Origin of the sequence: Kitasatospora sp. NPDC057965 (genome assembly GCF_042887135.1) — a bacterium.
In the GTDB taxonomy this organism is placed as follows: domain Bacteria; phylum Actinomycetota; class Actinomycetes; order Streptomycetales; family Streptomycetaceae; genus Kitasatospora.
In genome coordinates, this window is sequence record NZ_JBHVPZ010000024.1 from 46,361 (window position 1) to 71,599 (window position 25,239).

Below are 25,239 nucleotides of genomic sequence, written 5' to 3' on the forward strand. Positions count from 1 at the left end.
CCCGGACCCCTTATCGTCGGACGGAGACGATCAACCGGTCGGCGGCGCTCGGAAGGGACGATGGCGGAATGTGGCCACGGGTCAATGGCATGCGGTCGATGGAACTCGGCACTCCCGGAGGACTCCGGGCCAAGCTGAACTCCCTGGCCCTGGCCGGTCGGAAGACCGCCACCACCGGCCTGCTGGCGGAGTACGCCGAGGAGGTGGAGGGCCTGGAGTACCCCGGTGAGCGGCTGGTGCTGCTGGACGACGACGGGCGGTCGGTCGGGGTCATCGAGATCACCGGCGTGGAGGTGAAGCCGTTCGCCGAGGTCACCTGGGAGCACGCCCGGGCGGAGGGCGAGGGCGATGCCTCGCTGGAGGAGTGGCGCGCCGGGCACCGCGGTTACTGGGAGCGGGCAGGCAGCCGCGTGGAGGACGACACGCCCCTGGTCTGCCTGGCCTTCCGCCTGGTCGAGGCCGCGTGACCGGCGTCAGTCGGCCAGGAAGCCGGTGACCAGGTCGCGGAAGGCCGTCGGCTCGTCGACCCACGGCCAGTGCCCGCTCCCGGCGAGCACCTCCAGTCGACCGGCCGGGTAGCAGGACGCGACGTGGCGCGGCTTGTCGACGCCCGCCACCCCGTCCTCGGCCCCGGCGACCACCAGCACCGGGCTGGGGACGGCTGCACGGCGGCCGATGAGGCCGCCGCGGCGGCCTCATCGGCCGGCCGGACGTAGAAGGCCTCACGCAGCCACGACGGCGGCTGCGTCCCGCGCCGGGACCGCCACACCCGCGCAGGCGGCGGCGAGTTGGCCATGGGCGGGGAGGTCGACCGTCTCCGTCAGTAACGCGCGACCCAGGCCGCGGTGCTGTTCATCACCTCGGTGGCCTCCTGGGTCGGGGATCCGGTGAGGAGGTTGCCGGTCTGCGGGTCGTAGGCGCTCAGGCCGGTTTCCTCCTCCACGATCACGGCCAGGGCGCGCACCAGCGCCATCACCCGCTCCGCCTGCTCGCCCTGGTGCCAGTAGGGCACGTTCATCATCACGTCCGCGCCGCGCACCCCCAGCTGGAGGCCGGACGGGCCGTGGTCGAGGCTGAGCCACCGCTCGTTCCCGCCGACCTCCGCGTCACCCAGCAGTTCGAGCGCCCTCGGGGTGATCCGCTGCCATGCGTCGGCCAGGTCCTGCGGAACGGTCGTCCGCCGGTCGCTGCCGTCGGCCGCGATCGCCTCCCACAGGGGGTACCGGCGCAGGTCGAGGAAAGACACGTCGTAGCTCATGGGTGTTCACCGTAGAGGCAGCCTCCGACAACCGGGTCAGCCCGTCTCGGAATCACCGCCCTCGACCTCCAGCAGGAGATCGGCGTCGGCGAGCGGAGACTCCTCCCCCACCGGCTCCAGCCGCCACGGCCCCGGTCGGCCGAGGCCTCCCGCCACGAAGAAGTACTCCTCCCCGCCCACCAACGCGGCCACGATCCGGCCGGCTCCGTTCCAGGTCACGTCCTTCTCTCCCATCCGCCACACGCTCGGGTTCTGCCGGAGGTGGGCGTCGTGGGCGAACACGAACGTCCCACCCCGCCCGGCCTCCAGGCTCCGGATGTCGAGCAGGTTTCGGGCCATGATCTCGTCCCTGGCCCCCAGCAGCCCCGCGAGCCGATCGCTCGGCTCCATCGGCCGCGCCGCCTGCCGGTGGTACCTCAACAGCCCCGCCCCCGCCGTCAGATACGTCCTCGCCACCTCCCACTCCGCCCTCGACGTGGCCGCGATCAGCTCCGCCGCGCGGGCGTGCAGCAGGCCGAGCAGATCGTCGGCGACCGCCCGCAGCCGGTCCGCCTCCGGCGAGGCGCCCGGCGACATCGCCGCGTCCATCACCGCCTCCGTCCGGCTCCACCGCTCGTCGTCGCCGACCAGGGCCGCCACGTCCAGGTCGATCCCCAGGTAGGCACGGGCGTGTTCGAGGTACGGGCGGGGGCTCGGGGCCGACGCGTTCTCGGTGGGGGCGTCGAAGCCGTGGAACGCCAGCCGCTCCTCCGCCGGCCGGGTGCGGTTGTACTCGCGCATCCACGCCACCAGCCGACGGTTCGGCTCCTGCTCGCCGAAGCCGTGGGTGAAGCCGTCCCGCATCACGCCCTCCAGTGACCCCACCCCCTCCCGGACGAAGGCGTCGACCGTCAGCGCCGCCACCCGGTCGGTCTCCAGCACGATCGACCGGAAGCCGTGCCCGACCAGCTGGGCGAACAGTTCGTTGCGGGCCCGCCCTAAGGCCGGCTCCCGGTGCGTCGGCTCCCCGTACGCCACCAGGCCGCACGACGAGGGCAGGAAGTCTCGGATGTCCTGTGTCATGAGCCTCAAGCGTATCTCTGAAAGACCGGTTGAGACTTTTGCGGTTCTCGGCCCGAGGAATCTCTTATAAAGTCTCAAAGTGGTCAGCAACCCTGGTAACCCCGGCAACCCCGGCAACCCCGGCAACCCCGGCGGCAAGCGGACGACCCTGCGCCCCGCCGACCTCGCACGCGAGCACGGCCTCTCCCCCCAGGCCGTCCGCAACTACGAGCAGGACGGCTTCCTCCCGCCCGCCGAGCGGACGGCCACCGGGTACCGGATCTACACCGAGCTGCACGCGACGGCGCTGCGCACCTTCCTCGCGCTCGTGCGGGCCTACGGGCACCGGACCGCCGGCGCGATCATGAACGCCGTGCACGACGGCCGGACCGACGACGCCCTGACCGCCGTCCACGGCGGGCACACCCAGCTGCTCCGCGACCGCGAGACCCTCACCGCCGTCCGCGCGGCCGTCGACCACCTCGCCACCGCGGCCGTCCCCGGGGACACCGGGGAACCCACCGGCCCCCTCCCCCGCAGCATCGGCGAACTCGCCCACCGCCTCCGACTGACCCCCGCCACCCTGCGCACCTGGGAGGCGGCGGGCATCCTCCGACCCGCCCGCGACCCCGCGACCGGCTACCGCGTCTTCCACCCGAGCGACGTCCGCGACGCCGACCTCGCCCACCTGCTGCGCCGCGGCGGCCACCGGCTCCAGGACATCGCGGCGGTCGTCGAGCAGATCCGCACGGCCGGCGGCACCAGCGCCCTCGGCGCCACCCTCGCCGGCTGGCAGCAGCGGCTCACGGACCGCGGCCTGGCGATGCTGAACGCCGCCTCGCACCTCCACAACTACCTCGTGAGGTAACGGGTTTCCTCATTCGCACACCGAAGTCGACAACTCCTTCCCCCTGGCGCCGACCGGCTCGGCGTACTCGCACAACGGTCAGTAGGCCGGCGTTCGGCATCGCCGGCGACACCCGCCAGGCCCGGCCACCAGGAGTCGCGGCCCGACCGTCGGGCCGCGTCGCGGGCGTCTCGACCGGCTTCCGCAGCACGCCCACCGACGTGCCCGGCCGGCGGAAATCCGCTGGCCGGGGCCACCGGACGCAGGCCACCATGGGGCGCCATGACGCTCCTGATGCTCGCGCCCCGGATCAATGAGACCGGACTCCAGCTGCTGACCCGTGCCCGGCACCGTGGGCTGCGGGCGCACACCGCCGTGCGGTGGGAGGTCCCGGCCGGGCTCGCCGGGTTGCGGCCCGCGCACCTGTACGGCGGGCCGCTGTTCGCGGACGTGGCCGCCGGGGTGTTGGACATCCTGCCGCTGGAGCCGCCCGCCGACTGGCTCACCGTGCTGCCCGCCGAGCTGCTCACCCGCCGGGTGGAGTGCACCTCGCTGGCCGAAGCGCGCCGGCTGCGCCGCCCGGCCTTCCTCAAGCCGCCGGTCGACAAGCTGTTCCCGGCCCGGGTGTACCCCGACGGCAGCGGTCTGCCCGGGCCGGACGCGCTCGACGACGACACCCTCGTGCTGGTCAGCGACGTGGTCGCGTTCGCGAGCGAGTACCGCCTGTTCGTGCTGGACGGCGAGGTGCGCGCGGCGAGCCGCTACGCGGTCGCGGGTTCGCTCGCCGTCTCACCCGAGGTCGGGCCGGACGTACTCGCCTTCGCGGCGGACGTCCTGGCGACGGGCGGCCTGCCGAGCGCCGTCGTGGTCGACGTCGGCCGGCTGGACGACGGCGGCTGGGCGGTGGTCGAGGCCAACCCGGCCTGGGCGAGCGGCGGTTACGCCTGCGACCCGGACCGGGTCCTGGACGTCGTCCTGCGCGCGGCCGGTCCCGCCGGCGCGCTCGCCCCGGCGGACCTCGGCTACGCGCGCCCGGTTCCCGAGGTCGTCCGATAGGTCCTGCCTCAGACGCATTCGAGCGGGCGGTGCGGTCCCTCCGGCGGCTCGATCACGATCGTGTCGCCGGGGCGGACCGTACCGCCCTCCCCGACCACTCCCATGAGATGTGGGACGTGGTGCAGACCCGCGTCGTCAACGGGCCGCCCCCATCGGCACGGGGTCAGTCGCTCGCGGCGGCCGGCGGCTCCGGGACCTCGACGACGAAGAAGAGGAAGCTCATCTTGGTCGAGAGGTGGTGGAAGTCCTTGGGGAACAACTCGCGTGCGGCCGGGTCGGGTTGGGGTTCGCTGAGGGTGGTGAGGCGGAAGCCGGCAGCGGTGAAGGCGTCGGTCATCGCGTGCAGCGGGCGGCGCCAGAAGGTCACCGGGTAGGTGCGGCCGTCGAACGTCCACTCGTCGGTGTAGCTGGTGGTGGCGAAGTAGTCGGGCCGGGGGTTCTGGATCGCGTAGTCGACGAACGGGTGCTGGACGGAGGCGATCAGGCGGCCGCCGGGCCTGAGCACCCTGCGCATCTCGGCGAGCGTCGGCCCCCAGTCCTCCAGGTAGTGCAGCACCAGCGAGGCGACCACGTCGTCGAACGCCCCGCCCTCGAAGGGCAGTCGGTCGCCCAGATCGCCCACGTGCAGGTCGGCGTCCTCACCGAGGCGGCGGCGGGCCAGCTCCAGCATGCCGGCGCTGGAGTCGATGCCGCTGACGACGGCGCCGCGCTCGCGCAGGTCGGCGGAGAGGGCCCCCGAGCCGCAGCCGGCGTCCAGGATCCGGCGGCCGGTCACGTCCCCGGCGAGGGCGAGGATCGCCGGCCGGGCGTGGTAGGCGTTGAGGAGGTTGTTCTCGGTCTCCGCCGAAAACGCCTCGGCGAAGCCGTCGTAGTCGTTCACCCGGGCCGGGGCGGGCGGCTCGGGCTCGACGGAGAGCTCGGCGGGCGGCTCCGCGGAGAGCTCGGCGGGGGTCTCGGGCGCGTCGGTCAAGCGGTCCATCGTCGCAGCCTAGCCTGCCGCGGCGGGCCGGGGCGGGCGGTCGTCAAGGCCGGGGCGCGGGGCCGTCCGTGACCGTGGCCGCGACCTGACGCAGCACCGCCGTCGAGGACGGCATGACCGCGTACCAGGTGTTCGCGGTGTCGTCCTCGACCGGCGCCCAGGCGGCCACCACCGGGAGTTCGCAGTGGTCGCCGGGCTCCAGGGGCGGCAGGGTCCACGTCATGTCGGGGCGGCCGCTCGCGTCGACGCCCCAGGTGGTGAACGAACGCGCGTACACCTCGTCCAGCAGCGCCGTCCAGCGCCGGGGGGCCTCGCGCGCCTCGGCCGCCCCGCAGATCGCCTCCTCGTCGTGGCCGCCGACGGTGAGGCGGGTCCGCTCGTCCTCGACGGTGAACGCGGCGAGCGCCTGGCCGCCGTTCCAGTCCGAGTCGGCACCGGCGGGGAGCGGAGTGGGCAGCGACGCCGAGAACCGCACCCGCCGCAGCGGCTCCCGGGCGTCGATCCGCCAGACGGCCGCCCGGCAGTCGGTCAGCGGCCCCCAGGTCCCGGGGTCCAGCTCCGGGTCGTACCCGGTGAGCAGCAGTTCGACGCGGGCCGAGGGGCGGGTCCAGCGGGCGATCAGGCGGCCGTCCGGGCCGGGCAGCGTGAAGAGCTCGTCGGGCCGTGCCGGGAGGAGGGCGGTGTCCCCGAGCTTCGTCTCGAAGGCGAGCGGGCCGAACGGCGTGTCGACGGTCGGCCGGAACGGCGGCCGCAGGCGGATGCGCGGGACGGCGGGGAGCAGCATCGCGTCAGCGTACCGGGGCGATGCGCCGCTCGGGCGACTCGTAGGGGCTGTGCATGGTGAGCCAGCGGATCTCCAGGTCCCGCTCCAGGTAGTCCATCCGGTGCTCCCAGAAGTCGCGCATGTGGGGCAGGGCGAGGTGGGCGTCCAGGTCCTCCTCGCTGCGCCAGGCCTCGTAGAAGACGAAGACGCCGGGGGCGTCGCGGTCCTCGTGGAAGTGGTACTCCAGGCAGCCGGGCTCCTGGCGGGTCGGCTCGACGAAGGAGAGCAGGAGCCGACGCAGGTCGTCGACGCGTTCGGGCTTGGGGCGGGCGGTGCCGACGAGGGTGAAGGGCTGCTGGGTCACGGCGGGTCCTTTCGGGAGGTACGAGCGATCTCGTACCTCGGGACCGTAGGCGACCGGAGAGGTACGATGCAAGTCATACCTGAGCGGAGGTGGACGACGATGCCCGACGACGAGGGGCACCCGGACACGGCGGAGATCGAGCTCGGCCGCGTCCTGGCGGCACTGGCCGACCCGCTGCGGCGGCGTGTCGTGCGGGAGCTGGCCGCCGGACCCGAGGACGGCGCGCGCACGTGCAGTTCCTTCGCCCTGCCGGTCGGCAAGGCGACGGTCACCTACCACTTCCGCACGCTGCGCGAGGCCGGGCTGGTCCGCCAGGTCGACCGGGGCAACAGCCGGATGGCCACCCTCCGTCGCGCCGACATCGAGCAGCGCTTCCCCGGCCTGCTGGCGATCCTCACGGCCGAGGAGCCACCGGCGGCGGAGTGACCGGAGTGACGTGAGTGACCCGTCAGGGCCGGGGCGGCCCGATGCGGAACAGGACGTTGCGGCGCAGCGGGCCCTCGGGCGCGCCGGGGTCGTCGAAGTCCTCGGACGGATCCGTGGTCATGCCGAGCCGGCGCACCACCGCCTGGGAGCGGAGGTGGCCGGCCGTGGTGACGGCGAGGGCCTCGAAGCCGAAGGCGAGGACCGCTCGCGCCGCTTCGGTGGCGTAGCCGTGCCCCCAGGCGGTCGGTGCGGAGGTCGGTCATGCCGCCCGGCCGAGGTGGTCGCACGCTCGGGGGCAAGCGGGTTTCGCCGGTGTCACGTCGACGTCGGCTCAGCCGTGCTCGGCGGCACGCTCGCGGTCGCGGAGCCACCGGGGGAAGTCGGTGGCGACGACGCGTTGGTCGTGGACGCCGGCGGCCTCCGGGGAGGCGAGCCAGACGACGGGCGGGCCCATGACGGCGGGGTCGAGGAGCTCCCGGCCGGCGGGGCGGTCATCCTCGGGCAGCATGCCGGTGGCGGTCGGGCCACCAGGAAGTAGCCGGTGAGGTTGGTGTCGACCACGGCGCGGAAGGCGTCGGGCGGCACCTCCCAGAAGCCCCGGGGCCGGGTCATGAAGCGCGGGTTGACGGTCCTCATGCCGAGGCCGGCGTTGCTGACCAGCAGGTCGATGCCGCCGAGCCGCGACCACGCCGGATCGACGGCCCGCGCCACCGACGCCTCGTCGCGCACGTCCGGTTCGAGGCCGATCGCCCCCGGCAGGCCAGCCGCCGTCCCCTCCGCCCGTCGCCCGGTGCGGCCGGTCAGCGCGACCGCCGCCCCCGCCGCGGCCAGGGCGGAGGCCATCGCCGGCCCCAGCCCGCTCGTTCCGCCGGTGACCAGTGCCTTCGTCACGACGGGGAGGCCAGGACGTGGAGTGCGCTCGAAGTCAAGCGAGCCGGGCCGGCGGGCCGGCGATGGATCGACGGTCGGCGTCGGCCCGGCGGCCGTCAGCGGCGCGTCCCACAGGTCGGACAGAACGCGGCCCCGTCCGGCAGCTGGGCCTGGCAGCCGGTACAGGCGGACGGCTGGGCCAGTCGGAACCCGCAGCCCGCGCAGAACGCCGTCCCGTGGGTCTCGGCCCGGCACTGCGGGCAGACGAGTTGGCGCGGAGTGGTGACGTCGTACGCCTGCCCCGCCTGCTGGCCGACCTGGTACGCCTGCTGCGACACCATGTCGTTCAGACCGCGCTGCTGGGCGGCGACGGCCTCCGCCGCGGTGTCGGGGGAACAGCCCAGGCACAGGCCCTGGGCGCTGTTCCAGCACCGGCCGCACACGTAGTGGGTGCAGCGCGCGCAGCGGTTGAAGTGCGACTCGGCGTTGCCGATCGCCCGCTGGAAGGCGGCGTCCCGGGAGGTGCCCCAGTTGGCGCCGGCCAGGCCGTCCGCGGCGTTGGAGATGCTGTTGCTCGCGGTGCCGCCTATCAGGTTCCAGGCCGCACTCACGCCCTTGCTCAGCCAGCCGGCCATCTGGCCGGTGGTGAACGCCTCGAACGGCGAGCGCCAGGTGTCGTAGCACCGGGCGCAGGAGAACTCGAACTGGAACCCGGCTCCCGTCCCGTGCTGCTCGCTCAGGTCCCGGTAGTTGTTGCTGAAGTAGATCTCGCCGCTCATCGTCCGTTCCACCCAGTTCGCCTGTTGACGCGTCCAGCCGTTGGACGCGCGCCGCCGTCCCGCCGGTTCTGCCCGATGGTGCGGATGGGCCTGGTGGGACTGCCGCACAGGCTATAGCGGGCCGCGCCGCGTCCGGGCGGGCGGACTGCGTGGCGAGACGAGACGGGGCGATCCCGGTCACGCCGGGAGGCGGGTGCGCGCCCGGCGGCGGAAATGCGGTGGCCCCACCGCCCACCGGGGCGGTTCACTGCCCGGATGAACACCACACTGTGGGAACGGCTGCCCGCCGAGGGGCGCACCGAGGTCGACCGACTGCTCACCGGCGGCCACAACCGTGTCCTGGCGATCGTCGCGATTCGGGAGTGCGCCGGCGCGCCGGCACCCGGCATCCACGCGTGCATGGACCTGCTCACGTGGCGCCTCGACGCACTGGGTCTTCTTCCGGCACCCGAGCCGCGCGAGGTTCACAGATGGCACCTCCAGTGTCATGATGACACCATGAGTGTCAGTCAGGGAAACGGCGGCGGCGGTCCGCCCGTGGAGGGGCTGCTGCACGAGGTGATCCGGCGGCTGTGGCCGGTGCACCGGGTGGTCGTGCGGGCGGTCGAACGCGGGCTGGCCGGGACCGGCATGACCGCCGGGCAGCACGCGGTGCTGGACGCGCTGCGGCGCGGCGGGCCGCGGACCGTGCCGCAGCTGGCGCGGGCGCTGGACCTGGACCGGCAGCCCGTGCAGCGGCTGGTGAACGACGCCAAGGCGCTGGGGCTGGCCGAGACCGTCGCCAATCCGGAGCACCGGCGCTCCTCGCTGGTGCGGCTCACCGCGCGGGGCGAGAGCGTGCTCGCCCGGGTCCGGACCGCCGAGCACGAGGCGCTGCGGCGCCACCTCGGCGATCTGGACCCGGAGGAGGTCGCCACCGCCCTGCGGGTGCTCGACCGGCTCGGCGAGGTGTTCCAGGAGCTGGAGCGAACGGCCGAGAAGCGCCGTCGAAACGACCGGAACGATCAAGGAGCGGACGGAACATGACCGAAGCGCGCACCGGAACCGCACCCGTCACGGACGGCGAGCTGTCCTACGAGGTCGCGGAGGGCGCCGGACCGGCCGTCGTGCTGCTGCACGGCGGCCTGCTGGACCAGCACAGCTGGGACGAGCAGTTCGCCCGGCTCGCCGCCGCCGGCCGGCACGTCGTGCGCTACGACGCCCGCGGACACGGCCGCTCCTCCACCGTCGGCGGCGACTACGCCCACCCCGACGACCTGCGGGCCCTGCTCGCGCACCTGGACGTGCCGCGCGCCGTGCTGGTCGGGCTCTCGCTCGGCTCCCGGATCGCGCTGGACACCGCGCTCACCCACCCCGCGTCCGTGGCGGGCCTGGTGCTCACCGCGCCGGGTGTCAGCGGACGGCCGTTCACCGACCCCTTCGTGGCCCACCACACGGAGCAGCAGATCGCCGCACTGGGCGCCGGCGGCGAGCAGGGCGTGGGCCGGTTCGTGGAGCACTTCCTGCGGATGTGGGCGGACGGCCCGCACCGCTCCCCCGCGCAGGTGGACGGCACGCTGCGGGAACGCCTGCGCGCCGCGGTGACCGCCAACGTGCTGCGCCATGCGGCCGGCTTCGGCGCCGGGCGGGCGCGGGAGGCCGGCGCGGCCGGGCGCCTGGGCGAGCTGACGGTGCCGACGCTGGTGCTGACCGGCGAGCTGGACGGCGCGGACATCCTGGCCAACGCCCGCGCCGTAGCCGACGGTGCCCCGCACGCCCGCGAACTGGTCCTGCCCGGCGCCGGGCACATGGTCCCGCTGGAGCGCCCGGACCTCTTCGAACGCGAGCTGGACGCCTTCCTCGCCGCCCTCTGACAGCCCCTACCGTCCGTCGGCCGTCGCCGTGACGGACCTCGCCGGCACGCCGACGGCCAGGACGGCGCCGCCGAGCAACAGGCCGATCGAGCCGAGGACGGCGAGGGCGCCGACGCCGAACGCTCCCCCGACCAGGGCGACGCCGGAGCGGCTCGGCCGGGCGGTCCCGGACGGGTTCACGGTGCTCTCCTTCCGCGGTGCCGAGCGGTGCACCGCGAAGGGTGTCCGGGAAACGCGTCGGTCGCCGCGGCCGGCGCGTACCGGTCCGCGCACCGCTTGGCGGCGATCGGGCAACAGCCCCGCAACGGCCGGGGCGGTGCCCCCGGCCCGCTCAGCCCGCGAGGCCGTGGCCGACCAGGCGGCCGCGCAGGCCCGCCAGCTCGCGCCGGACCAGCGGCGGCAGCCCGGCCTCGCCGTCGCCCGCCGCCAGGACCGACCGGACCAGTTCGGCGGCGGCCCGCGGATCGTGCGCGATCAGGTGGCAGTCGGCCACCCGGACGGTGAACAGCAGGCGCAACGACGGAAGTTGGTCCGGCGCCAGCAGGGCGAGCGCGGTCTCGGCGGCGTGCACGGCGCGCCGGGCGAGCCGGGGGTCGTCGACCGCCGCGGCGGCGTCGCGCAGGGCGGCGGCGGCGCCCGCCTCGACCCGCAGCCGCATCGAGGCGATGGAGAGCCAGGCGGCGTCGGCCTCGTCGTGGACCCCGATGTGGTCGAGGTGGTGGCGGGCGCGGGCGATGTGGCGGACGGTGGACCGCACGTCGCCGGTCATCGCGTGGGCGCGGGCCAGGCCGATCTGGCCCATCGCGCCGGCCCAGTGCCGGGCGGGGGCGACCCGGACGATCTCGTGGGCGTAGCCGAGGGCCGCGCCGGGGTCGCCGTCGAGGCGGGCGAGGAAGCTCATGTCGCTGAGCGCGGCGACCTGGGTGGCGGCGTCCTCGGCGAGTTCGGCCCAGCCGAGGGCGCGGTCGAAGCAGGCCATCGCGGTGGCGTTGCGGCCGTCCTGCATGCGCAGCGCGCCGGCGGCGTGGGCGTACTCGCCGGCGAGCCGGGCGAGCGGGCGGCGGGCGGGGCCGGCCGGGTGGGCGGCCAGGCGTCGCAGGACGACGCGCAGGGTGTCCTCGACGGCCTCGGTGCCGGGGCCGTCGGCGCTGTCGCCGGCCCGCAGGTGGGCGGCGAGCAGGCCGGCGAGGGCGTGCACGGTGTCCGGGTCCAGCGGTGGCGCGGCGGCCGGGTCGGCGGCGCGGAAGGCCGCGTGCAGGACGGCGAGGTCGGCTGGCGGGGGGACGTCGCAGCCCGCGGCGTCGTGGAGCGGACAGAGCAGCCCGTAGTCGGGGAGGCGGACCGGCAGTTGGGGGGCCAGGCCGGGCGGCAGGGCGGGGACCAGGGCGGCGACGGGCGGGCCGGGCAGCGGGGCACGGGTCCAGTCGCCGGGGGCGGTCGGCGGCGCGGCGGGGGCGGGGCCGGCCGGCGGCCCGGCCGGGACGGGTAGCGCGCCCTCCTCGGCGAGCCGGCAGGCGTCGCGCAGTTCGCCGCCGGCGAGCAGCAGGTCGTCGAGGCGGTCGGCGATCCGGGGGCTGGTACGGCGGGTGCCGTGTTCGAGTTTGCTGACCGCGGTGTGGTCGTAGCCGATCTCGGCGCCGAGCTGGGCCTGGGTGAGGCCGGCGCGACGGCGCCACTGGCGCAGGCGAAGCCCGAAGGCCCGCCAGGCCTCGTCCTCGGCGGGCTTGGTCGACGCCCGGTTCCGGTGCACGGGGCTGCCCTCCCGAGTGCGTTCCGGGCCCTCCCGGTAGGGAGGTCCGCTGAGGAGGACGGTACTGGACGAGGACCTCCGGCGTACATGAGATGGTCTCAACCACTTTCGGTTACTGGTCTCTACCTCTTCTCCCTTTGGTCTCAACCTCTTCACGCACCGACCCCGGCCTCCCCCGCCGCCCCGGGCCGGGCCCGGCCGCCGCCCTCGACCTGCCCGGACGCCGCGTCAGACCTCAATTCCCGTTCCTGAAAAGGTTCCTGACGCCACTTGACGGAACTTGCCAACCGCCCTCCCCGCACGTCCGGACCGTTGACCGGGCCATGACGGCGTGTGAGGGTTCCGGCACCCGAGCGCGGACGCCCGCACACAGCCGCCCCCCAAACGGCCCCGCGGTGAGCGCCCTGACGGCACACCGTCCGCGATCGAGCACCCCCACGTTCGAGGAGCCTCGGAATGAAACGCAGATTGCTGACGGCGGGCACCACCCTGGCCGTCGTGGCCGGCATGCTGACCGCCACCGCGGTCGGCCAGGCCGCCGCCGACCCCGGTCCGGCCGTCTCGGCGCCGCCCAGCGCCCTGGCCGCCGCCGTCAACGCCGCCGACCAGGCGGCCGCGGCGGGCCTGGACGCCCTGGCCAAGGGCCCGGACGAGACCTATGAGCGCCAGTCCGTGACCCCCTGGCTGGGCGGTCTCTACTCGGTCGCCTACCAGCGCAGCTACAAGGGCCTGCCGGTGGTCGGCGGCGACGCCGTCGTGCTCGCCGACGGCCAGGGCAAGGTCCGCGGGCTGCAGGCCGCCTCCTCCGGCCCGGTGGGCGTGCCCACCACCGCGCTGGTCAGCGCCGCCAACGCGGAGAAGACCGCGCGCACCAAGCTGGCCGAGGTCGACGGCGTGCAGTCCCGCCGCCTGGTCGTCCGGGTCCAGGACGGCGCCGGCCGGCTCGCCTGGGAGACCGTGCTCACCGGCAGCAACGGCAGCGCCCCGAGCACCCTGCACGTCTTCGTCGACGCCCGCAGCGGCGAGGTCATCGACAGCTACGACGACGCGCGCGCCGGCACGCTCAACTCCAAGTGGAACGGCCCGAACCCCACCATCAACACCACGGGTTCCGGCAGCTCCTACTCGCTGCGCGACCCCAGCCGCCCGGGCCTGAGCTGCGCCGACAACGCCACCGGCCAGGTCTTCACCAAGTCCTCCGACTCCTGGGGCACCGGCAGCCCCACCAGCAAGGAGACCGGCTGCGGCGACGCCATGTTCGCGGCCCAGAAGGAATGGGACATGCTCCGCGACTGGCTCGGTCGCAACGGGCACGACGGCAACGGCGGCAGCTGGCCCGTCAAGGTCGGCCTGGCCGACGTCAACGCCTACTGGGACGGCTCCTCGGTCTCCATCGGCCACAGCAACGCCAATGAGTGGATCTCCTCGATCGATGTCGTCGGCCACGAGTTCGGCCACGGCATCGACCAGTTCACCCCCGGCGGCGCCAACAACGAGAACGGCCTGGGCGAGGGCACCGGCGACATCTTCGGCGCGCTCACCGAGGCCTACGCCAACCAGCCCGCCCCGTACGACAGCCCGGACTACCTCGTCGGCGAGATGATCAACCTCGTCGGCAGCGGCCCGATCCGCAACATGTACAACCCCTCGCTCGTCAGCAACAACCCCAACTGCTACTCGGCCTCGATCCCGAGCACCGAGGTGCACGCGGCCGCCGGCCCGCTCAACCACTGGTTCTACCTGCTCGCCGAGGGCTCCAACCCCGGCGGCGGCAAGCCCACCAGCCCCACCTGCAACAGCTCCTCGGTCACCGGCGTCGGCATCAAGGACGCCGGCCGCATCTTCTACGGCGGCATGCTGCTCAAGACCAGCGGCATGACCTACAAGCGCTACCGCACCACCACCCTGACCGCCGCCAAGAACCTCGACCCGAGCTGCAACCTGTTCAACCGCACCAAGGCCGCCTGGGACGCCGTCAGCGTCCCCGCCCAGAGCGGCGACCCGACCTGCACCGGCCAGGTCAGCGACTTCTCGATCTCGCTGAACCCGGGCTCCGGCCAGGTCCAGGCCGGCTCCTCGGCCACCGCGACGGTCGGCACCCAGGTGACCCAGGGCAGCGCCCAGAGCGTCAACCTGACCGCCTCCGGCGCCCCGAGCGGCGCGAGCGTCAGCTTCAGCCCGTCCTCGGTGCAGACCGGCGCCTCCGCCACGATGACCGTCTCCACCAGCGCGACCACCGCGCCGGGCAGCTACGTCATCACGGTCACCGCCACCGGCCAGGCCACCCACACCGCGCAGTACACGCTGACGGTCGGCGGCGGCAACCCCGGCGGCAGCGCGCCCGACATCAGCGTCACCAACGTCCAGGCGCACCTGGCCCAGCTCAACAGCATCGCCTCGCAGAACGGCGGCAACCGGCGCACCGGCACCAGCGGGTACAGCCAGTCGCTGGCCTACGTGAAGGCCAAGCTCCAGGCGGCCGGCTACCAGGTCAGCGAGCAGACCTGCGGCAGCTGCAGCTACACCGCCAACAACCTGATCGCCGACTGGCCCGGCGGCCCGTCCGACCAGGTCACCATGTTCGGCGCGCACCTGGACGGCGTCAGCGCCGGCCCTGGCATCAACGACAACGGCTCCGGTTCGGCCGTCCTGCTGGAGAACGCGCTCGTCCTCGCCCAGCAGAACCCGACCCTGACCCGCCACGTGCGGTTCGCCTGGTGGACCGGCGAGGAGCAGGGCCTGCAGGGCTCGCAGTACTACGTGAGCCAGCTCAGCTCCGCCCAGCGCAGCGCCATCAAGGGCTACTACAACTTCGACATGGTCGGCTCGCCCAACGCCGGCTACTTCATCAACAACGTCAACTCCACCACCTCGGCGCCGATGAAGGCGTACTGGGACTCGCTGAACCTCCAGCCGGAGGAGAACGTCGAGGGCCAGGGCCGCTCGGACGACGCCTCGTTCCAGTCGGCCGGCATCCCGACCTCGGGCTACGCCGCGGGCGCCAGCGCCACCAAGACCTCGGCCCAGGCCGCGAAGTGGGGCGGCACGGCGGGCCGCGCGTACGACTCCTGCTACCACTCGTCGTGCGACACCACCAGCAACATCAACGCCACCGTGCTGGACCGCAGCGCCGACGGCGTCGCCTACACCCTGTGGAAGACCTCGGTCGGCAGCGGCCCGATCCCGACCAACGACTTCTCGGTCTCGGTCAACCCGGCCACCGGCAACGTCAAGCCGGGCGCTTCCACCACCGCCACGGTGAGCACCCAGACCACCTCCGGCTCCGCCCAGACGGTGAACCTCGCCGTCTCCGGCGCGCCGGCCGGGGTGACCGCCTCGGTCAGCCCGTCCTCGGTGCAGTCCGGCGGCTCCGCGACGCTGAGCATCGCGGTCGGCTCGTCGGTCCCGAACGGGACGTACAACCTGACCGTGACCGGCACCGGTTCGGTCTCCCACACCAGCAGCTACTCGCTGGTGGTCACCTCCGACCCGGGCCCCGGTGGCGGCACCTGGACCCCGGGCACCACGTACCAGGCGGGTGACGTCGTCACCTGGAACGGCGTGAGCTACCGGTGCCTCCAGGGCCACACGGCCCAGGTGGGCTGGGAGCCCAACATCGTCCCGGCCCTCTGGCAGGCGATCTGAGCGGACCGGATCGTCTCCGGGACGGGATAAGGGCGGTGCCGCGGTTCGTCGAGGGGGACGGACCGCGGCACCGCCGCACGTTCGGGCGGCGGTCCGGCAGGAGCGCGGCGCGAGCACGGCGGCTGACGTAGAGTCGGCGCGGTCCGTCCGTCGCCGACCGAGGAGAGCTGCTGTGACCACGACCGCGAACCCCGGCTCATCGCCCGCAGCGCCCGTGCCCGAGCTCGCGCCGGCCGAGGTCGCCGAGTGGCGCGCCGAGGAGGCCGAGCTGATCGAGCTGCTGGCCCGCACCCGGCAGCGGCTCGGCGGCGTCGCCGCCTTCCGGATCGGCCCGCGGCCCACCGTCCTGGTCGCCGACCCCGAGGCCGTCCAGCACGTCCTCGGCCGGCACCCCGAGCGCTACGTCAAGCGCTCGCACCGCGCCCGGATGCTCGCCGGGGACGGCGTGCTCTCCGCGACCGGCGATGCCTGGAAGCGCCAACGGCGCATGCTGCAGGCCCAGTTCACCGGCCCCGGGATGCGCCGCTACGAGCAGCGGATCGCCGCCGCGGCCCGCCGCACCGCCGACCGCTGGGCCGGGTACGCGCACACCGGCGAGCGCGTCGACATCGGCGAGGAGATGCGCCACTTCGCCCTCGACACCATCTGGCGCGCGCTCACCGGCCACCCGCTGGACGCCGCCACCGAGCGCGAACTCGACCGCGTCCCCGCCGTCGTCGCGGCCCTCCCCCAACTGCCCGACGGCGCAAGGGCCCACGACGCCGTCGCCGGTGACCTGGCCCGGATCGACGCCGTCGCCCACGCCGCCATCGAGGCCGCCCGCCGCCGCGAGGACGGCCCCGACGGCCCCGGGGTGCTGCGCGACCTGCTCGACGCCGCCGAGCACCACCCCGAGTACACCGACCGGCTGATCCGCGACGAGCTCGTCACCCTGCTCGTCGCCGGCCACGAGACCACCGCCACCACCCTCACCTGGCTCTACCTGCTGCTCGACGCCCGCCCCGACGCCCGGGCGTGGGCCCTCGCCGCCGGCCCGGAGGGCTCACCCGAGCGGCGCGAGGCGGTGCAGGCGCTGGTCGGCGAGACACTGCGGCTCTACCCGTCCGCGTGGATCCTCCCCCGGCACGCGCTCACCGACGACACCCTCGCCGGCCACCACGTCGAGGCCGGCACCGACCTGCTGGTCTGCCCCTACCTCACCCACCGCGACCCGGCCCTGTGGCCCGACCCCGAGCGCTTCGACCCCACCCGCTTCACCGCGGACGGCACCCGCCCCGCCCAGCTCGGCGCCTACTTCCCCTTCGGCCTGGGCGCCCGCGCCTGCCTGGGCACCCAGTTCGCCCTGCGCGAGTCCACCGCCCTGCTCGAACTCCTGCTCCCCGCCCACACAGTGGACTTCCTGAGCATCCCGGCGGGCGCCGTCTGGGGCATCACCGTCCGCCCCGACGGCCCGACCCCGGCGGTCCTGACGGCAGCCACCGGCGGCTGAGTTCGGCAGCAGCGGCGCGGCTGGGCGGCCGGGGGCGGCATCCGGCCCATGCTCGCCGATCCCGCCTTCCTCGACTGGGTGCGCCGGATCCACGCCGGCACCCGGTTCACCACCTCGGTCTGCACCGGTTCCGTGGTGCTGGGCGCGGCCGGTCTGCTGAAGGGCCTGACCGCGACCACGCACTGGGCGGCGACCGCCGAACTGGAGTCCCACGGCGCGGTCTACACCGCCGACCGGGTGGTCCGCCACGACCGGCTGATCACCGCGGCCGGGGTCTCCTCCGGCATCGACATGGCCGTCCGGCTGGCCGCCCTGCTCACGGACGAGGTCACCGCCCAGGCGATCCAGCTCTGCACCGAGTACGACCCGCAGCCCCCCTTCGACACCGGCTCGGTGGAGAAGGCCCCGGCCGAGGTGCTCGCCCGCGCGCAGGAACTCGGCTAGGAGCGTGTTGCGCCCCTACGGCGCGCAGCAGGAGCGCGCGCCCCGGGCGCACGCCCACACCTCTCCCGTCGCGGAGGCGTAACGCGGGCGGCGGGTGGAACAGTTGGAGACCGGGAGCGGCGGCCGCGTCAGGCACGCCGCTCCCCCCGACCGCTGTTCCGCAAGCCCCACCGTTCGCACAAGGACGTGCCCATGAGCGACGACCCCGCCGGCCTCGCCGTCACCGACCAGATCCGGGCCGCGGGCGACCACGCCGAACGCCTGCTCATCGCCGCAGGACGCCCCGCCCCCGTCCGGACCACGCCCGACCGCGCCGCGCCGTGGTTCCGCGAGACCCGGGCGGTGATGCTCCGGGCCGAGGCGGACGGCACCCTGCGCCACTGCGACCACCTCACCGCCCCTCAGCCGACCGTCGTGCTGGCGGAGGCGGCGGACCGGCTGGTCTGCTGGGACTGCTACACCAAGGCGCAGGCCCTGCGTTGCTGCCACGTCTGCGGCGGCCCGGCGGGGACGAGGTCGCTGTACGGCGGCGTCGAGGCGGTGATCCGCGGTCCGGCGGCCGTCTACTCGCGCGTCGTCTGCCGGTCCTGCGCCGAACCGGCCGGCCCCCGCGGCACCTTCGGCAACGGCGGCTGACCCCCGGGGACGAGCGCGCCCGGGCGCCGGGAAGCCTCCTCCGAGCGCCCCCGCTGTCCGCCGGAGCTCCCGCGCAACGGCCCCGACGTGCCGCCCGGGGGTGCGGCGGAGACCGGTCAGACCCGGTGGCGCGGGGTGAGCAGGCCGCTCTCGTAGCCGATGATCACCAGCTGGACCCGGTCCCGGGCGTCGAGCTTGTCCAGCAGATGACCCAGGTGCGTCTTCACCGTCGCCGCGGAGACGTGCAGTTCCTGCGCGATCTCCGCGTTGGACCGCCCGGCACCCACCAGTTGGAGCACCTGCCGCTCCCGGCCGGTCAGACCGTCCAGCGCGGGCGGCGGACCGGCCGGTTCGGTGGCCGGATGCCGGCAGAACTCCGAGATCAGCCGGCGGGTGACACTCGGCGAGAGCAGGCTCTCCCCCGCGGCCACCACCCGGATCGCGTGCAGCAGGTCGGCCGGCGGGATGTCCTTGAGCAGGAAGCCGACGGCTCCGGCCCGCAACGCCGCGAAGACGTGCGCGTCCAGGTCGAACATGGTGAGCATCAGGACGCGCACGCCCGGGTGCCGCGCACAGATCGTCCGGGTGGCCTCGATGCCGTCCGTCCCGGGCATCCGCACGTCCATCAGCACCACGTCGGGCCGCTGCTCGGCGACCAGCTCGATCGCGGCGGCGCCGTCCGACGCCTCGCCGACCGCGGTCAGGCCGGGTTCGGCGTCGATCAGCATCCGGAAGCTGCCGCGCAGCAGCGCCTGGTCGTCCACCACCAGGACACGGACGGGCTCGGTCACACGGTCCTCCACACGATCGTCGTTCCACCCCGGCCGCGGGGCGATGGGCAGGGCGGCCGGCCGGCCGGGCTCACCCCGGACCCGGGCGGTTCGTCGCGCCGGTCCTGATCATGGCTCCTGACCCACCGGCACCAGGGCCCGGTAGGGCAGGTCGGCCCGAACGGCGAAGCCGCCGCCGGTCAGCGGGCCGGCCTCGAACCGTCCGCCGAACAGCTCCACCCGCTCCCGCATGCCGATCAGACCGTGGCCGTGGCCACCGCGGTGCCCGGCCGCCTCCTCGGTCCCGTACCGGGTCGGGTGCCCGCCGCCGCGGCCGGAGCGCCGGGCACCGCGGACCGCGGCGGCGCCCTCGTCGGTCACCTCGATCCGCAGCTCCCGTCCGTCGGCGACCAGCTCGACCCGGCAGCGGGTCGGGCCGGCGTGCTTGAGCACGTTGGTCAGCGCTTCCTGCACCACCCGGTACGCCGAACTCTGCACACCCTGCGGCAGGTCGGCGGTCCCCTCGGTGCGCAGTTCGGCGGTGAGCCCGGCCGCGGTGGCACCGGCCACCAGCTCGGGAAGCGCGGCGAGCCCGGGCGCCGGCCGCAGTCCGTCCAGGCCGTCGGCCTCCGGTCCGGACTCGCCGGCCCGCAGGACGCTGAGCATCTGCCGCATCTCGCTCAGCGCCGAGCGGCTGGAGGTCTCGATCACCCGCAGCGCGTCGCCGGCCCCCTCCGGGTGGGTGGCCAGGAGGTGATTGGCCACCCCGGCCTTCACCGCGATCACCCCCACGTGGTGCGCCACGATGTCGTGCAGCTCCCGGGCGATCCGCAGCCGTTCCTCCGCCACCGCCTCCGCGGCGACCCGCCGGGCCGACCGGGCGGCGTGCGCGCGCCGTTCGCGGACCGCACGGCCCAGCACCCAGGCCATCCCGGCCACGGCCAGGCCCGCCAGGTGGAGCACGACGTCCTGCCCGCCACCGCTCGGGACGCCCGAGACCAGGAGCAGCACCAGCACACCGCCGCTCACCGCGCCGATCGCGGGGGTGGGCACCCGCCGGGCCGGACTGGTGACGGCCACCTGGTAGAGCGCGAAGGCCACCGCGAGGAACGGCTCCCGGACGGTACCGGCCGCCGAGGCCACCACCGAGGCCGCCGTGACCACGGCGCAGACCGCCGCCGGGCGGGCCCGGCGCAGGACCAGCGGCAGTCCCATCGCGGCCGCGAGGGCGAGCCGGACCGACCATCCGCCGTGGGAACTCCACGCCGGACCCGGCAGGGCCAGGAAGAGCGCCGTCAGCGCCACCGCCACCAGGCCGTCGGCGGCCGCCAACTCGCCTCGGCTCAGCGGGCGGACAGCACCGTCGCGGTACGGTGTCCGCCAGGTCGGGGGGAGTCGGGCCATGCGCCCACCGTATCCGCCCGGGCGGGCCTGCGCCTCGGCCCCGGGAATGACCGACCGTGGTAGGAGACGGCACCGGTGGAGCCCGCCGTCTCCGCCTCCGGGTGGAGGCCGCGACTCGGAGCGCCGGCCGATGTGCCGCGGCACCGCCGCACGGCAGCCTGCTGTCGTGATCGAACTACGGCAACTGACCAAGCGCTATCGCGACACCGTCGCGATCGACGGGCTCACCTTCACGGTCCGGCCCGGCCGCGTGACGGGCTTCCTGGGCCCGAACGGGGCCGGCAAGTCCACCACCATGCGGATGATGCTCGGTCTGGAGCGCCCCGACGAGGGCGACGTCCGCTACCACGGGAAGGCCTACCACGAGCTGTACGAGCCGCTGCGGCACATCGGCGCGCTGCTGGAGGCCAAGGCGGTGCAGAGCAGCCGCACCGCGTACCACCACCTGTTGTGGCTCGCCCAGACCAACCGGATCGGCCGCGTCCGGGTCCGCGAGGTGCTCGCCATGGTGGGCCTGGAGTCCGTCTCCTCCCGGCGGACCGGCGGCTTCTCGCTCGGCATGGGCCAGCGGCTGGGCATCGCCGCGGCCCTGCTCGGCGACCCGGAGGTGCTGCTGCTGGACGAACCGGTCAACGGCCTGGACCCGGAGGGCGTGCGCTGGATCCGCACGCTCCTGCGGCGGCTGGCCGCCGAGGGCCGCACGGTCCTGGTGTCCAGCCACCTGATGAGCGAGATGGCGATCACCGCCGAGCACCTGGTGGTGATCGGGCGCGGCAGGCTGCTCGCCGACACCAGCACGGACGACTTCATCGCCGACAACTGCCGGCCGCGGGTCCTGGTCCGCACCTCGGAACCGGAGCGGCTGCTGGGCGTCCTGGACCGTGCCGGGCTGACGTTCCGCCAGGAGGAGCCCGGCACCGTGGTCGTCGACGGCGCCGGAACGGAGGAGGTGGGCCGGATCGCGGCCGCGGCCGGGCTGGTCCTGGGGGAGCTGGCCACCCGGACGGCCTCGCTGGAGGACGCCTTCCTCCGGCTCACCGGCAACGCCGCGGAGTACCGCACCGAGGCCTTCACGGGAGGGAACCGTCATGTCCTCTAACGCGGCGGCGGCCGTGGTCCAGGCCGAACTCACCAAGATCAGGACGGTCCGGTCGACGGTCGTCCCCCTGCTCGTCACCCCGGTCGTCAGCATCGGGATCGGTGTCCTGAACGGCGCCTCGGCCCGCTCGGCGATCGACAGCGGCAGCGACCCGCTCCTCGCCGACTTCGATCCCGTGGAGGCCGGATTCGTCGGTGTCGAGATGGGCCAGCTGGCCATGATCTCCTTCGCGGTCCTGCTGGTCTGCACCGAGTACGGCAGCGGCATGATCCGCACCTCGCTGGCCGCGGTGCCCCGGCGCGGCCTCTTCTACCTCTCCAAGATCGTCGCCGCCGCCGCGGTGGCCCTCCTGGTGGCCGTGCCGACCGCGTTCCTCGCCTTCTTCGCCGCCCAGGCGGCGCTGGGCCCGCACGGCATCGGGCTGAGCCACCCAGGAGCGCTGCGCGCCGTGTTCGGGGCCTGCCTCTACCTGACCCTGATGTGCCTGTTCGCGCTGGGCATCGCGACGATGCTGCGCAGTACGGCGCTGGCGCTCTCGCTGTCGTTCGCGTTCGTCTTCGTGCTCTCCCCGGTGGCCAGTGTCATCCCGGCACTGCGCACGGTGGCCCGCTATCTGCCCGAACACGCCGGCGCCCAGGCCATGAAGGGCGATCCGGCCCTCGCCCCCGCGACGGCTCTGCTGGTCGTCGCCGCCTGGGCGGCGGCGGCCCTGCTGGCCGGCCATCTCACGCTGCGCGGCCGCGACACCTGACCGCCGCCGACGCCGCAGGCCGCTCCCACCCTTCGGTGGAAGCGGCCTGCGGCCGTGTGCGGGCCCGACCGGGCGGAGGTGAACCCGCGCGCCCGACCGCGGACGGGTCAGCCGCGCTCGACGTCGACCTCGGTGAGGCGGGCGAAGCGTTCGGGATCGGTGCGGCGGATGCGGCGGGCCACCAGGAAGCCGGCCAGCGCGACGAGCGGCAGCGGGAGCAGCAGGAGCGCGTTCACCAGGCCCGAAGCGCCGGTCAGCAGGCTGAAGTTGAAGACGGCGAGCACCGTCAGCAGGGCCAGTCCGGCGGCGGCCAGCAGGGGCGCCCAGACCACCCGGAAGGCCGACATGCCGCGCCGGTCGCGGCGGAAGAACGCCCAGACCGCCACCGCCGCGAGCGCCTGCATCGCCATGATGCCCAGCACGCCCACGCTGTTGGACCAGAGCAGCACCACCAGGTAGGGGTCGGCGGCGAGCACCGCGCCCAGCAGGATCACCAGCGCGTTGAAGCCGCTCTGCACCAGCACGGCCGGGCCCGGGGAGCCGGAGCGCCGCGAGATCCGGCCGAGCCGGCGGGGCAGCAGGCCCTCGCGGCCGAGGGCGTAGAGGTAGCGGGCGGCCGCGTTGTGGAAGGCCAGGGTCGAGGCGAAGGCGCTGACCACGATCAGGACGTGCATCGAGTCGGACAGCCAGAGGCCGACGAAGCGTTCGGCGGCGGTGAAGGTGAGGTCCGGGCCGTCGGCGGCACGGGCGGCCGCGACGGCGGCGTCGGTGCCGTAGGCGCCCATCACGATCCAGGTGCCGAGGGCGTAGAAGACGGCCAGGAAGCCGATCGCGATGAAGGTGGCCCGGGGCACCGTGCGGCGCGGGTCGCGGGCCTCCTCGGCGTAGATCGCCGTCGCCTCGAAGCCGGTGAAGGCGCCGATGACCAGCACGAACATTCCGGCCACGCCGCCCTGGGTGAGCAGCGAGGGGTCGAAGGAGACCGGGTCCAGGGCGGCCGTGCCGCGCTCGGAGAGCACCCCGCCCTCCATCACCAGCAGGGACAGCACCTCCAGGACCAGCGCCACGCCGAGCACCTTGGCGCTGAGCGTCACCTTCAGCCAGCCCAGGACGCCGACCACCACCACGCAGACGCCCGACAGCAGCCACCACGGCACGTGCGCGCCGGTGCGCTGTTCGATGTGTTCGGCGGCGAAGTAGCCGAAGGCGGCGGCCACGCCGGGGGTGATGAGGTTGTAGCAGACCACCGCGACGTAGGCGGTGATCACGCCCATGGTCCGGCCGAGACCGCGCGCGACGTAGGCGTAGAAGGCGCCCGCGTTGCGCACGTAGAGGCTCATCGCGGTGAAGCCTGCGGCGAACAGGACGAGCAGCGCGCCGGAGATCAGGTACGCGGCGGGGGCGGAGGCGCCGCCGACGCCGATGGCGAACGGCGCGATGCCCGCGAGGACGGTGAGCGGCGCGGCGGCAGCGACCACGAAGAAGACCAGGTCGGTGGTGCCGATCTGGCCGCCCGCGAGGCGGCCCGGCGCGGCCGGCGACGCGGCGGGGGCGGGAGCGGCCGCGGGGGCGGCGGCAGCCGGGGCGGGCCGGGTTCTTTGCGCGGAGGGGTTCACGGTGGGGGCGTCCTTCCAACAGGGGTGGAGCAGGGGCCGGACGGGCCGAGGGTGGGGCCTCGGCCGGCCGCCGGGGAGGGGGTGTCAGCGGGTGCGGTCGAGGACGACCCGGCCGCCGTGCAGGACGAGCAGCCGCTCGGGGTGGGCGGCGACCGCCTCGGCGACGGAGCCGGCGGCGACCGCCACCAGGTCGGCCGGGGCGCCGGGGGTGGGCCCGTAGTCGGCGAGGCCGAGGGCGGCGGCGGCGTGGGTGGTCACCAGGTCGGCGGCGAGCCGCAGTTCGCCGTCCGTCATCAGCTCGCCCTGGAGGCCGATGATGGTGGCGCGTTCGAGCATGTCGCCGGTGCCGTACGGCCACCAGGCGTCGCGGATGTTGTCGGAGCCGGCGAACACCCGCACGCCGAGCTCGTGCAGCAGCTTGACCGGCGGCATGGAGCGGCTCGGCCCGTTGGTCATGATCGCCACTCCGGCGTCCGCCAGCCTCCGCGCGGTGTCGAGGAGTTCACCGAGTCCGAGCTCCCCCAGCGCGTACGCGTGGCTGACCGCGACGCGGCCGCCGAGGCCGAGGGCCGCCGTGCGGTCGGCGATGTCGCGCAGCTGGGAGGCGCCGACCGGCCCGCCGTCGTGGAGGTGGATGTCCACCCCGGCGCCGTGGCGCTCGGCGAGGCCGAAGACGACGTCGAGCTGACCGTCCACGTCGCCGTCGAAGCCGGCCGGGTCCAGGCCGCCGATCAGCTCGGCGCCCTCGCGCAGGGCCGCGTCCAGCAGGTCCGCGACGCCGGGGGTGGCGACCACGCCGCTCTGCGGGAAGGCGACCAGCTGGACGTCGATGACGTCGCGCACGCGCTCGCGCACCTCCAGCAGGGCGTGCAGGTGGTCCAGGCCGGTGTCCGGGTCGACGTCGACGTGCGAGCGGACGTGGCCCGTCCCGAGGGCCGCCATCCGGCGGGCCAGCGCCTCGGCCCGCTCGGCGACGGGCGTACGCTCGGCGACCTCGCGGCGCTGGGCGCGCTCGGAGGCGATCTGGGTGCGCAGGTCCGCGGTGGGGCGGTGCGGCTGCCAGGGCGCGCCGAGGAAGGTCTTGTCCAGGTGGGCGTGGCCGTCGACCAGGGCGGGCAGCAGCAGTGCGCCCCGCAGGTGGACGGCGCCGGGGCGGACCGTGCCGGGGCGGTCGCCGTCGCCACCGTCGGACGGCCGCGCGTCCACCGGGGTGAGGGCGGCGATCCGGCCGTCGGCGAGGTGGACGTCGACCGTGCTGCCGTCGGGCAGCGTGGCGTCGAGCAGGAGGTCGGGGGTGATCACATGAACGTCCAGATTTCGGGGGTCGCGAGCCCGCCCGGTCCTGCCGTGGTTATCGGGGGACGGCGGCTCGGCCCGGGCGGGGGCCTCAAGCTATCTG

The 25,239-nt window shown here is 74.6% G+C and carries 26 protein-coding genes and 1 pseudogene; 12 read left to right on the top strand and 15 right to left on the bottom strand.

Translation table 11 applies throughout. From position 1 onward, the window contains the following. Positions 1–98 precede the first annotated feature (98 nt). Positions 99–467 (top strand): ASCH domain-containing protein, encoded by a 369-nt coding sequence (locus ACFVVU_RS27800; protein WP_380689993.1) that lies wholly within the window; start codon positions 99–101, stop codon positions 465–467. Between the two features lie 6 nt (positions 468–473). Here the strand turns inward: ACFVVU_RS27800 and ACFVVU_RS27805 are convergent, their stop codons facing one another. The 3 genes from ACFVVU_RS27805 to ACFVVU_RS27815 form a co-directional block, all read right to left on the bottom strand. Continuing rightward, complete coding sequence (locus ACFVVU_RS27805) at positions 474–647, bottom strand: alpha/beta fold hydrolase (RefSeq protein ID WP_387792966.1); 174 nt, start codon at positions 645–647, stop codon at positions 474–476. 173 nt (positions 648–820) lie between these two features. Then, complete coding sequence (locus tag ACFVVU_RS27810) at positions 821–1,258, bottom strand: hypothetical protein (protein WP_387792968.1); 438 nt, start codon at positions 1,256–1,258, stop codon at positions 821–823. A 36-nt stretch (positions 1,259–1,294) separates the two neighbouring features. Then, positions 1,295–2,320, bottom strand: coding sequence for an erythromycin esterase family protein (locus tag ACFVVU_RS27815; RefSeq protein WP_387792970.1), 1,026 nt, complete (start codon positions 2,318–2,320; stop codon positions 1,295–1,297). 148 nt (positions 2,321–2,468) lie between these two features. Between ACFVVU_RS27815 and ACFVVU_RS27820 the strand changes: the two genes are divergently transcribed. Then, complete coding sequence (locus tag ACFVVU_RS27820; RefSeq protein WP_387793042.1) at positions 2,469–3,167, top strand: TioE family transcriptional regulator; 699 nt, start codon at positions 2,469–2,471, stop codon at positions 3,165–3,167. 261 nt (positions 3,168–3,428) lie between these two features. Then, positions 3,429–4,202, top strand: coding sequence for an ATP-grasp domain-containing protein (locus tag ACFVVU_RS27825; RefSeq protein ID WP_387792971.1), 774 nt, complete (start codon positions 3,429–3,431; stop codon positions 4,200–4,202). 163 nt (positions 4,203–4,365) lie between these two features. On the opposite strand, the gene ACFVVU_RS27830 is transcribed toward ACFVVU_RS27825, so the two are convergent. The 3 genes from ACFVVU_RS27830 to ACFVVU_RS27840 are packed head-to-tail and all read right to left on the bottom strand — an operon-like array spanning position 4,366 to position 6,308. Further along, positions 4,366–5,181 carry a class I SAM-dependent methyltransferase gene (locus tag ACFVVU_RS27830; RefSeq protein ID WP_387792973.1) on the bottom strand — a complete coding sequence of 272 codons (816 nt, stop codon included), beginning with the start codon at positions 5,179–5,181 and terminating at the stop codon, positions 4,366–4,368. Positions 5,182–5,224: 43 nt separating this feature from the next. Continuing rightward, positions 5,225–5,965: a hypothetical protein gene (locus ACFVVU_RS27835; RefSeq protein ID WP_380682403.1), complete on the bottom strand. Its 741-nt coding sequence runs from the start codon at positions 5,963–5,965 to the stop codon at positions 5,225–5,227. A 4-nt stretch (positions 5,966–5,969) separates the two neighbouring features. Then, positions 5,970–6,308, bottom strand: a complete 339-nt coding sequence (locus ACFVVU_RS27840) for a putative quinol monooxygenase (protein WP_387792974.1) — start codon at positions 6,306–6,308, stop codon at positions 5,970–5,972. Positions 6,309–6,407: 99 nt separating this feature from the next. On the opposite strand from ACFVVU_RS27840, the gene ACFVVU_RS27845 reads away from it, so the two are divergent. Next, entirely contained in the window at positions 6,408–6,734 is a 327-nt protein-coding gene (locus ACFVVU_RS27845; protein WP_355363030.1) for a helix-turn-helix domain-containing protein, read from the top strand. A 22-nt stretch (positions 6,735–6,756) separates the two neighbouring features. Here the strand turns inward: ACFVVU_RS27845 and ACFVVU_RS27850 are convergent. The 3 genes and pseudogenes from ACFVVU_RS27850 to ACFVVU_RS27860 all read right to left on the bottom strand — a co-directional run. Then, positions 6,757–6,984, bottom strand: a pseudogene (locus ACFVVU_RS27850) (GNAT family N-acetyltransferase); the annotation flags it as partial. A gap of 65 nt (positions 6,985–7,049) precedes the next feature. Continuing rightward, positions 7,050–7,625 (bottom strand): SDR family NAD(P)-dependent oxidoreductase, encoded by a 576-nt coding sequence (locus tag ACFVVU_RS27855; RefSeq protein ID WP_387792975.1) that lies wholly within the window; start codon positions 7,623–7,625, stop codon positions 7,050–7,052. 95 nt (positions 7,626–7,720) lie between these two features. Then, positions 7,721–8,383 carry a zinc ribbon domain-containing protein gene (locus ACFVVU_RS27860; RefSeq protein WP_380682400.1) on the bottom strand — a complete coding sequence of 221 codons (663 nt, stop codon included), beginning with the start codon at positions 8,381–8,383 and terminating at the stop codon, positions 7,721–7,723. 498 nt (positions 8,384–8,881) lie between these two features. Between ACFVVU_RS27860 and ACFVVU_RS27865 the strand changes: the two genes are divergently transcribed. After that, positions 8,882–9,409 (top strand): MarR family winged helix-turn-helix transcriptional regulator, encoded by a 528-nt coding sequence (locus tag ACFVVU_RS27865; protein WP_387792977.1) that lies wholly within the window; start codon positions 8,882–8,884, stop codon positions 9,407–9,409. Then, the gene (locus tag ACFVVU_RS27870; protein WP_387792979.1) at positions 9,406–10,236 is read left to right on the top strand and encodes an alpha/beta fold hydrolase; all 831 of its coding nucleotides are present in this window, start codon (positions 9,406–9,408) and stop codon (positions 10,234–10,236) included. Before ACFVVU_RS27865 ends, ACFVVU_RS27870 begins: the two co-directional genes overlap by 4 nt. A 6-nt stretch (positions 10,237–10,242) precedes the next feature. Here the strand turns inward: ACFVVU_RS27870 and ACFVVU_RS27875 are convergent, their stop codons facing one another. Next, entirely contained in the window at positions 10,243–10,416 is a 174-nt protein-coding gene (locus tag ACFVVU_RS27875; RefSeq protein WP_387792981.1) for a hypothetical protein, read from the bottom strand. 151 nt (positions 10,417–10,567) lie between these two features. After that, positions 10,568–11,986, bottom strand: a complete 1,419-nt coding sequence (locus ACFVVU_RS27880) for a helix-turn-helix domain-containing protein (RefSeq protein ID WP_380682394.1) — start codon at positions 11,984–11,986, stop codon at positions 10,568–10,570. Between the two features lie 456 nt (positions 11,987–12,442). Between ACFVVU_RS27880 and ACFVVU_RS27885 the strand changes: the two genes are divergently transcribed. The 4 genes from ACFVVU_RS27885 (at position 12,443) to ACFVVU_RS27900 (ending at position 18,200) form a co-directional block, all read left to right on the top strand. After that, positions 12,443–15,631, top strand: a complete 3,189-nt coding sequence (locus ACFVVU_RS27885; protein WP_387792983.1) for a M28 family peptidase — start codon at positions 12,443–12,445, stop codon at positions 15,629–15,631. Positions 15,632–15,803: 172 nt separating this feature from the next. Then, positions 15,804–17,120, top strand: coding sequence for a cytochrome P450 (locus ACFVVU_RS27890; RefSeq protein WP_387792985.1), 1,317 nt, complete (start codon positions 15,804–15,806; stop codon positions 17,118–17,120). 48 nt (positions 17,121–17,168) lie between these two features. Then, the gene (locus ACFVVU_RS27895; protein WP_387792986.1) at positions 17,169–17,564 is read left to right on the top strand and encodes a DJ-1/PfpI family protein; all 396 of its coding nucleotides are present in this window, start codon (positions 17,169–17,171) and stop codon (positions 17,562–17,564) included. Between the two features lie 192 nt (positions 17,565–17,756). Continuing rightward, complete coding sequence (locus ACFVVU_RS27900) at positions 17,757–18,200, top strand: hypothetical protein (protein WP_387792988.1); 444 nt, start codon at positions 17,757–17,759, stop codon at positions 18,198–18,200. A 116-nt stretch (positions 18,201–18,316) separates the two neighbouring features. Here the strand turns inward: ACFVVU_RS27900 and ACFVVU_RS27905 are convergent, their stop codons facing one another. Continuing rightward, positions 18,317–18,991 carry a response regulator gene (locus tag ACFVVU_RS27905; RefSeq protein WP_380682389.1) on the bottom strand — a complete coding sequence of 225 codons (675 nt, stop codon included), beginning with the start codon at positions 18,989–18,991 and terminating at the stop codon, positions 18,317–18,319. Positions 18,992–19,099: 108 nt separating this feature from the next. After that, a complete protein-coding gene (locus ACFVVU_RS27910) occupies positions 19,100–20,374 on the bottom strand; it encodes a sensor histidine kinase (RefSeq protein ID WP_387792990.1) in 1,275 nt (424 codons plus the stop codon). 166 nt (positions 20,375–20,540) lie between these two features. On the opposite strand from ACFVVU_RS27910, the gene ACFVVU_RS27915 reads away from it, so the two are divergent. Together ACFVVU_RS27915 and ACFVVU_RS27920 are read left to right on the top strand one after the other, a co-directional pair. Further along, positions 20,541–21,473 carry an ATP-binding cassette domain-containing protein gene (locus ACFVVU_RS27915; RefSeq protein WP_387792992.1) on the top strand — a complete coding sequence of 311 codons (933 nt, stop codon included), beginning with the start codon at positions 20,541–20,543 and terminating at the stop codon, positions 21,471–21,473. Further along, on the top strand, positions 21,463–22,224 hold the full coding sequence (locus ACFVVU_RS27920) for an ABC transporter permease (protein WP_380715163.1): 762 nt from the start codon (positions 21,463–21,465) through the stop codon (positions 22,222–22,224). The genes ACFVVU_RS27915 and ACFVVU_RS27920 overlap by 11 nt, the downstream gene beginning before the upstream one ends. 107 nt (positions 22,225–22,331) lie before the next feature. Here ACFVVU_RS27920 and ACFVVU_RS27925 read toward each other — a convergent pair whose 3' ends face one another. Together ACFVVU_RS27925 and ACFVVU_RS27930 are read right to left on the bottom strand one after the other, a co-directional pair. After that, positions 22,332–23,840, bottom strand: coding sequence for an APC family permease (locus ACFVVU_RS27925; RefSeq protein WP_387792994.1), 1,509 nt, complete (start codon positions 23,838–23,840; stop codon positions 22,332–22,334). An 84-nt stretch (positions 23,841–23,924) separates the two neighbouring features. Then, positions 23,925–25,142: an amidohydrolase family protein gene (locus tag ACFVVU_RS27930; RefSeq protein WP_387792996.1), complete on the bottom strand. Its 1,218-nt coding sequence runs from the start codon at positions 25,140–25,142 to the stop codon at positions 23,925–23,927. Positions 25,143–25,239: the final 97 nt, after the last annotated feature.